Origin of the sequence: Nocardia sp. NPDC019323 (assembly GCF_044389845.1) — a bacterium.
Lineage (GTDB): Bacteria > Actinomycetota > Actinomycetes > Mycobacteriales > Mycobacteriaceae > Nocardia > Nocardia implantans.
Genome location: NZ_JBIRYN010000001.1, coordinates 165120 through 180026, shown reverse-complemented (window position 1 = coordinate 180026; position 14907 = coordinate 165120). Strand labels below are relative to the sequence as shown.

The following is a 14907-nucleotide window of genomic DNA, read 5'->3' as shown; positions in this document are numbered from 1 at the left end:
AGTATCATCGAACAGTCTGGTCAGGACCCGTTTTGCTTCGGTTCGACCTAGTTGAGTCGCAATGTTTGCGGAAATGTAACCAACCAAAGTGGCCTTCTGCCAAGGACGTTGGATGTGAAACAAATCCAAAACGTCGGCAATCCGGCTGATGCGACGCTCCGAATCATAGGGCGTGGATCACGTCCTGCGGCTGGCGCGCGTGCGCTTGCTGGGACGGTGCTCGGGGAGTTGCGTCAACAGCGGCAGAACGGAGTGATTGATGAGTTCATTGGCCACGGATCGCGTCGACCAATGTTCATCCGGCGAATTCTCGGCCCAACCGTTTGCTCTGTCACCCGCGCAGACAGCTCTCTGGTACGCGCAGCGAATTCGCCCCGACGTACCGCTCACGATCTCCCAGTACGTCGAGATACGCGGTGACCTGGACGAGGGGAGGCTGCTGTACGCGATCGAGCGTTTCGGCGCCGAGACCCAGGTGGGTCAAGTCCGCCTCGTGGAAATAGATGGCACTCCGTATCAGATCGTGGACCCGGAGCACCGGCCCGGGTGGGAGCGCATCGATCTGCGCGGCGAGCCAGACCCGTACGCCGCGGCGCTGCGCTGGATGCACGAGCACACCAGTGCGCCGATCGATCTGGAAGGCGACCCGCTGACCTCCAACGCGGTGCTGCGGATCGGAGACTCCCACTACATCTGGTATTCGTTCGCCCACCACATCGTCATCGACGGCTACGGTGCTATGAACGCGCTCACCCGTACCGCGGAGATCTACACCGCGCTGGAGAACCGGACCGAGCCGGTCGCCTCGCGGGCGACGCCGCTGGCGGAGATCTACGCCGACGAGGCGCGCTACCACGATTCCAGCCGTTTCCAGAGCGACCGCGAGTACTGGCTCGGGCAGCTGTCGGGCGTGGGGGAGCCGGTGAGCCTCGGCGGCGCCCGGCTCGGCGCGGCCACCCACGACGCGGGCCGCAGGCTGGCCACCGCGGTGCTCGACGACGAGCGCCACGCCGCGATCGAGGCGGCGACCAGCGCGTGGAACACCACCGACGCGGCGATGTTCGTCGCGGCGATGGCTGCCTACGTGCGTTCGGTGACGGGCAACGCCGACGTGGTGCTGAGCCTGCCGGTCTCGGCGCGCACCACGGTGTCGCTGCGCCGCTCGGCGGGCGTGATCTCCAACGTCGTGCCGATCCGGCTGCGGATCGATCCGGCGACCACGATCGGCGACCTGGTGAAGGCGGCCGAGCTGCAGATCACCGGCGCCTTGCGGCATCAGCGCTACCGGCACGACGACATCCGGCGCGACAGCGGCTACTCGCGCGACGCGCGCGGCTTCTTCGGCCCGATGGTCAACCTGATGCTGTTCCACGACGAGCTGCGTTTCGGCAGCCTGGTCGGGTCGATGCACGTGTTGGCCACCGGCCCCGTCGAGGACCTCTCGGTCAACGTCTACAACGGCGCAGGCGGCCGCCTGCACGTCGACTTCGAGGCCAATCCCCGCCTCTACGGCGAGGCCGAAGTGAGCGTGCACCACGCGCGCTATCTGGACTTCCTCGGCCGCTTCCTGGCCGCCGACCCCACGGCGCCCGCCGAGTCGCTCGGCGCGATCACCCATGCCGAGCGCGAACAGGTGCTGCACGGGTGGAACGCCACCGTGGCGCCCCGGCAGGAGGGGACCCTGGCGGGCCTCTTCGCCGAACGCGCCGCGTCCGATCCGGACGCGATCGCGCTCGAGTTCGGCGAGGAGTCGCTGACCTACGCCGAGCTCGACGCCCGCGCCAACCGCCTGGCCAGGCTGTTGATCGCGCGCGGCGCCGGGCCCGATACGACGGTCGGCCTGTGCCTGCGCCGCAGCCTCGACCTGGTGGTCGGCATGTACGCGATCGTGCAGGCGGGCGCGGCGTACCTGCCGCTGGACACCGAGCACCCGGCCGAGCGGATCGCGCAGATCGTGCGTCAGGCCGAGCCGTTGTGCGTGCTCACGGCGAGCCGCGACGACGTGGAACTGCCCACGTCGGTCACCAGGCTGGACGTCGACACCGCCTCGGTAGCCGAATTCGACGACGCGCCGATCACCGACGCCGACCGCACGGCCGGACTGCGCCCTGACCACCTCGCCTACGTCATCTTCACCTCCGGATCGACCGGAAAGCCCAAGGGTGTCGGCGTCAGCCATGCCGCCATCGTCAACCGGCTGCGCTGGATGCAGCACGAGTATCCGCTCGGCCGCGACGACGCGGTGCTGCAGAAGACCCCGGCCACCTTCGACGTCTCGGTGTGGGAGTTCTTCTGGCCTCTACAGGTCGGTGCGCGCTTGGTGATCGCCGCCCCCGACGGGCACCGCGACCCGGGGTACCTCGCCCGGATCATCGCCGAGAAGCACGTCACCACGGCGCATTTCGTGCCGTCGATGCTATCGGTCTTCGTCGCCGAGGCCGATCTGAGCGGCTGCGCGGGCCTGCACCGGGTCTTCTGCAGCGGCGAGGCGCTGCCCGCCGCCGCGGTGCGGGAGTTCTACGCGGCCCTGCCCGCCGCCGAACTGCACAACCTGTACGGCCCGACCGAAGCGGCCGTCGACGTCACCTACTGGGCATGCCCGCCCGACGCCACCGCCGTGCCGATCGGCTCGCCGGTGTGGAACACCCGAACCTACGTGCTGGACGACCGGTTGCAACCCGTCCCGCCCGGCGTGGTCGGCGAACTCTACCTCGCCGGGGTCCAGCTGGCCCGCGGCTACCTGAGACAGCCGCGGCTGACCGCGGACCGGTTCGTCGCCGACCCCTTCGCTGCCGGCGCGCGGATGTACCGCACCGGCGACCTGGCACGCTGGCAGATCGGCCGCTCCGGCGCCGAGCCCGGCGTGCTGGAGTACCTCGGCCGCAGCGATTTCCAGGTCAAGATCCGTGGCTTGCGCATCGAGCTCGGCGAGATCGAGGCCGCCTTGCTCGAGGACTCGCGGGTGGCCCGCGCGGTGTGCGTCGCGCACACCGGACGCACCGGCGACGAACTGGTCGCCTATGTGGTCGCGGCGAAGCACGACGACGACGATGCCCCGCTGGACACGGCCGCGCTGCTGACCGGACTGCGCCGCACCCTGCCCGGGTACATGGTGCCCTCCGCGCTGATGGAACTCGACGAGCTGCCGCTGAGCGCCAACGGCAAGATCGATCGCAAGGCGCTGCCCGCGCCCACCCCCGGCACGCGACCGATCGGGCCGATCGCCGAACCGCGCACCGAAGTCGAGCGAGTACTCGCCGGCATCTTCGCCGAGGTGCTCGACACCGAGGTCGGCATCGAGGACAACTTCTTCGACCTCGGCGGCAACTCGCTCATCGCCGCACGGGCGGTGTCCAGGATCAACGCCGCGCTCGGCACCGCGCTGACCATCCGGGATCTGTTCGAGTCCGCGACGATCGAGGCGCTCACCCGCCGGTTCGCCACGCAGCCCACCGATGTCTCCTCACCGCGGCTGACGCCGGCCGAACGACCGGAGCGCATCCCGTTGTCGCAGGCGCAGCAGCGGCTGTGGATCCTGAACCGGTTCTCCGAACACGCCGCCGCGTACAACATGCCGCTCGCGGTGGAGGTGGAGGGCCCGCTGGACGTGGCCGCGTTGCGGGCGGGGCTGGTGGACGTCATCGAACGGCACGAAAGCCTGCGCACCACCTTCCCGGAGTCGCCGGAGGGGCCCTACCAGCTGATCCATCCGGCCGACGCGATCCCGCTGGCGCTCGACCCGATCGATGTCACCGCCGCCGACGTGGCGGAACTGGCGACCGAATACGCCGGATACGGCTTCGATCTGCGCAGCCAGGCCCCGATCCGGGTGGCGCTCTACCGCACCGGCCCGCAGCGGCACGTCTTCCTCGTCGTGCTGCATCACATCTGCGGTGACGGCTGGTCCATCACGCCGCTGGCCAAGGACCTGATGACGGCGGTGGCCGCGCGCGCGAACGGCGTGGAGCCGCAGTGGACGCAACTGCCGGTGCAATACGCCGACTTCGCCCTGTGGCAGCGCGAACTGCTCGGCGACGAGTCCGATCCGTCCAGCGCGCTCAGCCGCCAGCTCACCCACTGGCGCGCGGCGCTGGCCGGGCTCCCCGAGCAACTCGATCTGCCGCTGGACCGCCCGCGCCCGCTGCGCAGGTCGACCGTCGGCGGCCGGGTCGAGTTCACCATTCCGGCCGAGATCCGCCGCTCGGCCATCGAACTGGCGGCCAGCCGTGGCGTGAGCATGTTCATGGTGTTGCACGCGGCGCTGGCGACCCTGCTGTCGCGGCTGTGCGCGAGCGGTGACATCGCCATCGGCACCCCGATCGCGGGCCGTTCCGATCCGGCGCTCGACGATCTGGTCGGCATGTTCGTCAACACCCTCGTCCTGCGCACCGCGGTCGACCCGGCGGCCGGGTTCGACCGGATGCTCGATGTGGTGCGCGAGACCGACCTGAACGCCTTCGCCAACGCCGACGTTCCCTTCGAGCGGCTGGTCGAGGTGGTCAACCCGGAGCGTTCTCCGTCGCGGCACCCGCTGTTCCAGGTGATGCTGTCCTACGACCACGCGCCGGATCTGCGGATCGAGCTTCCCGGCGTCCGCGCCACGGTGCTGCCGATCGCGTCCGACGTCGCCAAGTTCGACCTGCAGTTGGTCGTCCACGACGACTCGGGCGACGGACCGCTGTCGGCCGAATTCGGCTACACCACAGATGTTTTCGATCAGACCACGGTGCAATCGTTCGCCCGCAGGTTCGTCGCGGTGCTCGCGGGCGGCGTGGCCGCGCCCGAACTGCCGGTCGGCGACCTGCCGATCCTGGACCGCAGGGAGACCGAGAAACTGGTGCCCATCGCGGGCGCGCCCGCCGAGCCGTCGACCACCCTGGCCGGCTTGCTGTCCGGCACCGCGCGCAGGCTGCCGGACGCGGTTGCGGTCCGCTACCTCGGCGCCGCCACCACCTACCGTGAACTCGACGAGCGATCGAACGCGCTGGCGCGCGTCCTCATCGAGCACGGCGCCGGTCCCGAGACGGTCGTCGCGATCGCGCTGCCGCGCGGGCTGGACGCGATCACCGCGGTGTGGTCGGTCGCCAAGACCGGCGCGGCCTACGTGCCGATCGATCCGAACTACCCGGCGGAGCGGATCGCGCACATGATCGGGGACTCCGGCGCGATACTCGGCCTCACCGATCCCGAATCCCTCGCCGCCATGCCCGCTGTGCCCGCGACGCGGGGCAAGCACCGCAAGACCCAGGTCGACTGGCTGGTCATCGGCTCGGGCGAACTCACCGCGGAACTGGCAGGCCGGTCGACGGACCCGATCACCGACGACGAGCGGCACCACCCGATGCGGGTGAGCCACCCGGCGTACCTCATCTACACCTCCGGGTCCACCGGCACGCCGAAGGCGGTCGTGGTGACCCATGCCGGCATCGCCTCCCTGGCCAGTGAGCAGAACTACCTGTTCGGTATCTCGGACGCGACGCGCACGCTGCACTTCTCCTCGCCCAGCTTCGACGCGTCGGTGCTCGAGCTGCTGCTCGGCTTCGCCGCTGGCGCCACGATGGTGATCGCTCCGCCGGGCATGTACGGCGGGGCCGAGCTGGCGGCGCTGCTGCGCGAGGAGCGGGTCACCCACGCCTTCGTGACACCGGCGGCGCTGGCGACCGTACCGAACGAGGGGCTCGACGAGCTGGAGACGGTCATCGTCGGCGGCGACGCCTGCTCGGAGGAACTCGTCGAGACCTGGACCGCCGGGCACCGCATGCACAATATGTACGGCCCGTCCGAGGCCACCGTCGCGGCGACCGCCAGCGGGCCGATGCGGCCGGGCGGTCCGGTGCCGCTCGGCTCGCCGGTGCGCGGCATGCGGCTGTTCGTGCTGGACAACCGCCTGCATCCGGTGCCGCCGGGCACGCCGGGCGAGTTGTATGTCTCCGGTCCCGGCGTCGCCCGCGGCTACCACGGCCGGTTCGGCCTGACCGCGGCACGGTTCGTGCCCAACCCGCACGGCAGGCGCGGCGAGCGGATGTACCGCACCGGCGACTTGGTCGTCATGGAGCGAACCGGACAGCTGCGGTTCCTCGGGCGCGCGGACGATCAGATCAAGATCCGCGGCTTCCGGATCGAACTGCGCGAGATCGACAACGTGCTGCGCTCGCATCCCGGCGTCCGCTTCGCCCTCACCGTGGTGCACACCGACGAACAGGGCCAGGTGCGGCTGGCGTCGTACGTGACGGCGGACCGTCCGGTCGAGGCGCGGGCCGTGCTGGAGACCGCGCGCCAGCGGCTGCCCGGCTACATGGTGCCCGCATCGGTGGCGGTGCTCGACGAGCTGCCGGTGACGCCCGCGGGCAAGCTGGATCGAAAGGCGTTGCCGGAGCCGGTATTCGCAGCCGCGGGGACATCGCGCCCGCCGAGCACCCCGCGGGAACTCGGCGTGGCGGGTGTGTTCGGCGGGGTGCTCGGCCGCCCGGTGACCGGAGCCGAGGACAGCTTCTTCGATCTCGGCGGCAACTCGCTGCTGGCCACCCGCCTCGCCGCCGCGCTGCACGCGGAGTTCGGGGTGGAGCTGCCGGTGCGATCGATCTTCGAGGCGCCGACGGTCGCCGCGGTCGCCGAACAACTGGATCGAACGCCCCGGACGCAACGGCCTGCGCTGGCGGTGCGGACGCCGCGTCCGGGACGTATTCCATTGTCGCTGCCGCAGCAGCGTTTGTGGTTCATCAACCGATTCGCGCCCGAATCGAGCGCATACAACATCGCTTTCGTGATCCGGGTGGCAGGCGATCTGGACGTCCCGGCGCTGCGCGAGGCGATCACCGACGTGGTGCGGCGGCACGAAGTGCTGCGCACCGTCTTCCCGGAGGACGCCGAAGGCGCACAGCAGGTGGTGCTTCCGGTCGAGCGGGCGGTGCCGGAGGTGGCGGTCACCGACATCGACGACTCCGGCGCGAAGGCCGCGCTGGACGCGTTGGCGCACAGCGGTTTCGATCTGACCAGGCAACCGCCCCTGCGGCTGTCGCTGCTACGCACCGCGCCCGAGCGCTACCTGCTCGGGGTCGTGCTGCACCACATCGCCGCCGACGGCTGGTCGCTCGGTCCGCTGACCAGGGACTTGGCCGCCGCGTATGCGGCGAGGCACGAGGGCGCGGCGCCGTCCTGGACGCCGCTTCCGGTGCAGTACGCCGATTTCGGGCTCTGGCAGCGTGCCTGCCTCGGCTCGGAGAACGATCCCGACAGCGCGGCGGCGACCCAACTGGAGTACTGGCGCACCGCGCTGGCCGACATCCCCGACCAGTTGCCGCTGCCCTACGACCGGCCGCGGCCCGACGAACCGACACAGCAGGCCGGGACGGTGCGTTTCACCGTGCCGGAGCAGGTGCGCCGCGGGCTCGACGCGCTGGCCCGCGAGCGCGGCGTCAGCAAGTTCATGGTGCTGCGTTCGGCGTTCGCGGTGCTGTTGCGCTGCGTCACCGGCGGACGCGACATCGTGATCGGCACCCCGGTGGCCGGGCGTACCGACACCAAGCTCGACGAACTGGTTGGCATGTTCGTGAACACGCTGGTGCTGCGCTCCGACGTCGACCCGGACCGCGGCTTCACCGACCTGCTGCGCGCCGACCGGGACACCGAGCTGGCCGCGCTGGCGCACGCCGACATCCCGTTCGAGCGCATCGTGGACGAACTGGGCGCCGAGGCCCGCTCCACCGGCCGTCATCCGCTGTTCCAGGTGGCGCTGAGCCTGCAGGACGGCCCGGTGCCCGCCCTGGAGCTGCCCGGCCTCGCGTTGCGCGCGGAGCCGTTGGACATCGCGCTGGCGAAGTTCGATCTGGAGTTGCGGGTCGCCGACGACACCGCTGCCCCGGGACCTGACGCCGGCGCGGACAGCGTCTACGAATTCGTCTACGCGGCAGAGCTTTTCGACGCTACGACCATCGAGACGCTGGCGGACCGGTTCCTGCGCGTGCTCTCCGCCGTCACCGCGGACCCGCGCGTGCTCATCCGCGACATCGACGTGCGTACCGACCACGAGCGCCGCACACTCGCCCCGGCGCGCGGGCGGCATGCGGCCGAGCCGCGCACGCTGGCCGCGTACTTCACCGCCACCAGCCGACGGTTCCCGCACAACACGGCGCTGTGCGCGGGGACGACCGCACTGACCTACGCCGAACTCGACCGGCGTTCCAACCGCTTGGCCCGCGCGCTCATCGCGCGCGGACTCGGCCCGGGAACCCGGGTGGCGCTCGGGCTCACCCGCTCGATCGATTCGGTGGTGGCGCTGCTGGCGGCCGCGAAATCCGGCGCGACGTTCGTCCCGGTCGACCCGAAGTACCCGGCCGAGCGCATCCGCCACATGCTCGCCGACTCCGGTTGCGCGACCGGCGTCACGGTCACCGCGCACATCGAGCAGCTGCGCACGGGCGCTCCGGCCGACCGTGACATCGAGTGGCTGCTGCTGGACCGGCCCGAATTCGCCGCCGAACTCGACGGCCACGACGACGCGCCGATCCACGACCGCGAGCGCACGCGCGCCATCCAGGTGGCGGACCTGGCCTACCTGGTCTACACCTCCGGATCGACCGGAACGCCCAAGGGCGTCGCGGTGACCCACAGCGGCCTGTCCAATCTGGCCGACGAGGTCCGCGACCGCATCGGCGTCGACGAGCATTCCCGCACATTGCATTTCGCGACGCCGAGTTTCGACGCGGCGATCCTGGATCTGCTCATCGCGCTGGGCGCGGGCGCGGCGATGGTGATCTGCCCGACCGACATCTACGGCGGCGACGAGCTGGCCGCGCTGCTGGAACGCGAGCGGGTCTCGCACGGCTTCATGACCCCGGCCGCGCTGGCCACGATCGACCACGAACGCTGGCCGCTGCCGCACATGCGCGCGCTCATGGTCGGCGGCGAGGCGGTCGCGCCGGATCTGGTGGCGCGCTGGGCGCCGGGACGGGTGCTGTGCGACGTGTACGGGCCCACCGAGACCACGGTGGTCATCACGATCTCCGGTCCGATGCGCGCCGGTGCGCCGATCACCATCGGCAGCCTGGTGCGCGGGGCCAGGGCGTTGGTGCTCGACGAGCGGTTGCGCCCGGTGCCGGTCGGCGTTCCCGGCGAGCTGTATCTCGCCGGCCACGGCTTGGCGCGCGGGTACTTCGACCGGTTCGGGCTCACCGCGACCCGCTTCGTGGCCGATCCGTGTGGCCCGGCCGGCGCCAGGATGTACCGGACCGGTGACGTGGTGCGCTGGAACGCATCCGGCGAGCTGGTCTACCTCGGGCGCACCGACCACCAGGTGAAGCTGCGCGGTTTCCGGGTCGAGCTCGGCGAGATCACCGGCGTGCTCGGCGAACATCCGTCGGTGCGCTTCGCGCACACCGAGGTGCGCCGCATCGCGGGCGCCGACCGGATCGTCGCGTTCGTGCAGCCCGCCGACCGGACGGCCGGAGTGGACACCGATGCGGTGCGCGCCTTCGTCGCCCGCAGGCTGCCCGCGCACATGGTGCCCTCCGGCATCACCGTGCTGGACACCATCCCGCTGACCCCGGTCGGCAAACTGGACGTCGCCGCGCTGCCCGAACCGCGGCTGCACGCCGAGCAGGGCGGCCGTGCGCCGCGGACCGACGCGGAGCGCTTGGTGGCGTCGGTGATCGGTGAGCTGATCGGGGCCGACGGCGTCCGCGCCGACGACAGTTTCTTCGACATCGGCGGCAACTCGCTGCTGGCAACCCAGCTCGTCGCGCGGCTGGCCGCGGCGACGAACGTGCGCCTCGCCGTGCGCACCGTGTTCGCCACGCCGACCGTCGCCGAGCTGGCCGAGCTGCTGGAGGCGGGCGCGGCCTCCGACGCCGACCGCCCCGCGCTGGTGCGCAGGCAGCGTCCGGAGCGGATCCCGCTGTCGGCCGCCCAGCGGCGGCTGTGGTTCCTCAACCGGTTCAACGCCGGATCCGGCGACGGACAGTCGGCGGGCGCCTACAACGTCCCGCTCGTGCTGCGCATGTCCGGCCGCCTCGACGTCGAAGCGCTCGTCTCCGCCCTGCACGCGGTACAGGCCAGGCACGAGACCCTGCGCACGGTGTTCCCCGAGACCGACGGCGCGCCGGCGCAGGTCGTGCTCGACCCGGCCGAGGCGGCCGTCTCGCTGTCGCGGATGACGGCGCGCCCGCACGAGGTCGAGTCCGCCGTACGACGTTTCGCCGCACCGGGGTTCGATCTGGCCACCACCGTGCCGATCCGCGCGGCGCTGATCTCGGTGCCGGACGCACAGACCCCGGAGCATGTGCTCGTCGTCGTGGTGCATCACATCGCGATGGACGGCTGGTCGCTCGAGCCGATGGCCGCGGACGTCGCCGTCGCCTATCGCGCGGCCTGCGGCGGCGGCCCGGCGCAGTGGGCGGAGCTCGAGGTCCAATACGCCGACTACACCCTGTGGCAGCAGGAGGTGCTCGGCAGCGAGGACGATCCGGACTCGGCGGTGAGCAGGCAGCTGGAGTACTGGCGGCACACCCTCGACGGCATCCCCGAGTTGCTGACCGTGCCCGCCGACCGGCCGCGTCCGCCGGCTCCGTCCTACCGGGGCGGCACCGTGGAATGCGCGGTGGACCCGGTCACCCACCGCGAGCTGCAGATGATCGCGGGCAGCAACAACGTCAGCCTGTTCATGGTCCTGCACGCCGCGCTGGCGGTGCTGCTGCACCGGATGACCGCCACCGACGACATCACCGTCGGCACCCCGATCGCGGGCCGCGGCCATCCCGCGCTGGACCGTCTGGTCGGCATGTTCGTCAACACGCTCGTGCTGCGCACGCGGATCGACCCCGGCGCCAGGTTCACCGACCTGCTGCACGCGGTGCGCGAAACCGACCTGGACGCCTTCGCCAACGCCGACCTGCCGTTCGAACGCCTGGTGGAGGTGCTCAACCCGGCCAGGTCGCAGTCGCACCATCCGATGTTCCAGGTGATGCTCTCGGTCCGCAACGAACCGGTCGGCGGCCTGGACCTGCCCGGCCTGCACATCGAGGCGGCCGACATCGACGCCGGGATCGCCAAGTTCGATCTCCAGTTCACCCTGACCGAAACGCAGACGCCGCAACGGCATCCGGCCGGCATCACGGTGGCGGTGAACTACGCGATGGACCTGTTCGACGAGCCGACCGCGCAGCGGCTCGGCAAGCGCCTGACCCGCTTGCTCGCCGCGATCGCCGCGAACCCCACCACCGCCGTGGGCGATCTGGAACTGCTCGATCCCGCCGAATGGTCGGGGCTGGCTCCGGTGCGCGGAGGCAAACCGGATCGGCCGATCACCTTCCCGGAAGTGTTCGAGCAGGCGGCGAGCGTCGACCGGGCCGGCGTCGCCCTGGTCGCCGACGGCACCGAGGTCACCTACGATGCCCTCGATCGCTGGACCAACCGGCTGGCGCGCGTGCTCATCGCCCGTGGCGTCGGCCCGGAAACGCTGGTGGCGCTCGGCATCCCGCGATCGATCGAGTCGGTGGCGACGGTACTCGCGGTGGCCAAGGCCGGAGCGGCGTTCGTGCCGGTCGACCCGCTGTACCCGCGGCAGCGCATCGCGCACATGCTGTCGGATTCCGGTGCGGCACTGGGCATCACGCTGGCGGACTACCGCGGCGAGCTGCCCGAGGACACGGAGTGGATCGTGCTGGACGACCCGGAGTTCCGCGGTCTGGTGCTCGACGCGCCGGACGTGCCGATCGCCGACGCGGAGCGTCTCGCTCCGCTGCGGATCGACAACCCCGCGTACGTGATCTACACCTCCGGCTCCACCGGCACGCCGAAGGGCGTGATGGTCACCCACGGCGGATTGTCGAACTTCGCCGCCGAGACCGCCCACCGGTTCGACGTCCAGCCCGGCTGCCGGGTGCTGCATTTCGCCACGCCGAGCTTCGACGCCGCGATGCTCGATCTGCTGCTGTCCCTCGGCGGCGCGGCGACTCTGGTGATCACGCCGAGCGGCGTGGTCGGCGGCGACGAACTGCGGCAGGTCTTCGCCGCGGAGGGAATCACCCACGCGTTCATCACCACCTCCGCGCTCGGCACGGTCGACCCCAAGGGCCTGCCCGAGCTGCAGCACGTGCTGGTCGGCGGTGAGGCGTTGCCGCCTGACCTGGTGACCCGGTGGGCGCCCGGCCGCAATCTGTACAACGTCTACGGTCCGACCGAGACCACCATCGTCACGGTGATCTCGCAGCCGATGTCGCCCGGCGAGCCGATCACCATCGGCGGACCAATCCGCGGCGTCAACGCGGCGATCCTCGACGCGCGGCTGCATCCGGCTCCGCTGGGGGTGACCGGCGAACTGCACCTGTCCGGTGACGCGCTGGCCCGCGGTTACCTGAACCGTCCCGGCCTGACCGCTCAGCGGTTCGTCGCCAACCCGTTCGGCAAACCGGGGGAGCGGATGTACCGCACCGGCGATCTGGTGCGCTGGTGGTCCGGTTCGCGGGAGCAGGGTTCGCCGGTGGACGCCGCGCCGGAAATCCAATACGTCGGCCGCACCGACCATCAGGTCAAGATCCGCGGTTTCCGTATCGAACTCGGTGAGATCGACGCCGCGCTCGCCCGCCACGGCGGGGTGGCGTTCTCCCTCACTATCGGGCATCGCACCCCGGCCGGCGCGACGGCGTTGGTGTCGTATGTGAAGGCGCGGGACGGAGTGTCGCTCACCGCGGCCGAGCTGACCGGGCACGTGGCCGGGCTGGTGCCGAATTACATGGTGCCGCAATCGATCATGCTGCTCGACGAGGTCCCGCTGAGCCCGGTGGGCAAGCTGGACCGGGCGAAGCTGCCGGAACCGGTGTTCACCGCGGGCGAGGGTTATCGGGCTCCGTCCACCCCGACGGAGGAGGCGCTGTGCGCGGCCTTCGCCGAGGTGCTCGGCGTGGAGTCGGTCGGCGTGGACGACGGCTTCTTCGAACTCGGCGGAAACTCGCTGCTGGCCACGAAGGTCGTCGCGCACGTACGGGAGAAAGGCATCGACCTGCCGGTGCAGTTGATGTTCGGCGACGCGACGCCCGCTGCCATCGCGGCGCGCCTGGACGGCTCGGGCGCGACCTCGGGCGCGGCGGTGGCCGCGATGCTGGCGCCGGTGCTGCCGATCCGGCCGGGCGCCGCTGCCGGCCGGGCGCCGCTGTTCTGCGTGCATCCGGCGATCGGTCTGGCGTGGTGCTACTCCGGGTTGCTCGCGCACCTTCCGGCGGATCGTCCGGTGTACGGGTTGCAGGCGCCGCACGTGGCGGTGCAGGAAAGCTACACGTCGATCGACGAGGCCGCGAGCCGCTATGTGGCCGAGATCAAGGAGATTCAGCCGGAAGGTCCCTACCACTTGCTCGGCTGGTCGCTCGGCGGACTCATCGCGCAGGAGATGGCGGTGCAGCTGCAAGAGGCGGGCGATGAGGTCGCCCTGCTGTCGATGATGGACAGCTACCGGCTGTCGGACGACCTGCTCGACCAGGCGACACCGAGCGTCGCGGAGATCGTCGGCGAGTTCGGCAGCGCCGAACTCGCCGCGCAGATCGATCCCGGCATGAGCCTGCGGGAGGCGGCCGAACTGCTGCGCGCCCGGTCCGGACCGTTCGCGGCGCTGACCGTCGAGCATCTGGAGCGCCTCTACGCGGGCTACGAGAACGGCACCGTGCTCGCGCACACCTTCCGGCCCCGCCCGTTCGACGGTGACCTGCTGTTCTTCAGCGCGGGCGACGATCCGGTCAACCGGGCCGATCCCGACCGCAGCGCCGACGCGTGGGAGCCGTACGTCACCGGCGCCGTTCACGACCACGAGTTGCGCTGCGCGCACTCCGCGATGACCACCCCGGAGGCGCTGGCGGTGATCGGGCCGGTGCTGCGGAGGTGGCTGGAGACGAAGGAGACGCACAGGTGAGCTTCGCGGTGGAAGTGACCGGCCTGGTCAAGAGCTACGGCCGGGTCCGCGTGCTGGACGATGTCGATCTACGGATTCCCGCCGGCACCGTGATGGGGCTGCTCGGCCCGAACGGCGCGGGCAAGACGACGACCGTGCGGATCGTCACCACGCTGCTGAAGCCGTCCGCCGGGTCGGTGCGGGTGGCGGGCGTCGACGTGCTGCGCGATCCCGCGGCGGCGCGCAAACGGATCGGCCTGTCCGGCCAGTACGCTGCCGTCGACGCGAACCTGTCCGGGTACGAGAACCTGCGCATGGTGGCCCGGTTGTACGGGATGTCCCAGCGCCAGGCGACCGCGCGCGCCACCGAACTGCTCGGCGCCCTCGGGCTCGACCACGCCGCGCATCGCAGAGCGGGAACCTACTCCGGCGGCATGGCCCGGCGGCTGGATCTCGCGGGGGCGCTGGTCGCCCGGCCCGCCGTGGTCGTGCTGGACGAGCCGACCACCGGCTTGGACCCGCGCGGCAGGCTGGACATGTGGCGGGTGATCGGCGACCTCGTCGACGACGGAACCACCGTCCTGCTCACCACGCAGTATCTGGAAGAGGCCGACCTGCTGGCCGACCGCATCACCGTCATCGATCATGGGCGGGTCATCGCGCGCGGCTCGGCCGACGAACTGAAGACCTCGATCGGCGGCGACCGGCTCACCGTCACCCTCGCCGCCGGACAAGCCGCCGCGCCGGCGCTGGCCGTGCTGGCACAGGTGGGCGTCGGCGAGCCCGTCCACGAGGCGGGCACCGACGAGGTGTCGGTGGTGGTCGGCGACGGTTCGCGCACGATGGTGGAGGCGCTGCGCAGGCTCGACGACGCGGGCGTCTGCGTGGTCGACGCGAACGTGCACCGGCCGAGCCTCGACGATGTATTCCTTTCCCTCACCGGCAAGCCGGGCGGCGCGCACGTCACGGAACCGGAGACCGACGACGTACAAGAGGAGATCATGTCGTGAGCACGGCAATCGCCGGGGAGGCCG

General features: G+C 71.0%; 2 protein-coding genes. Both read left to right on the top strand.

Annotated elements, in window-relative coordinates:
* Window positions 1–259: 259 nt before the first annotated feature.
* Window positions 260–13894, top strand: a complete 13635-nt coding sequence (locus ACH49X_RS00770) for an amino acid adenylation domain-containing protein (protein WP_357208843.1) — start codon at window positions 260–262, stop codon at window positions 13892–13894.
* Window positions 13891–14883 carry an ATP-binding cassette domain-containing protein gene (locus ACH49X_RS00765; protein ID WP_195079982.1) on the top strand — a complete coding sequence of 331 codons (993 nt, stop codon included), beginning with the start codon at window positions 13891–13893 and terminating at the stop codon, window positions 14881–14883. Before ACH49X_RS00770 ends, ACH49X_RS00765 begins: the two co-directional genes overlap by 4 nt.
* Window positions 14884–14907: the final 24 nt, after the last annotated feature.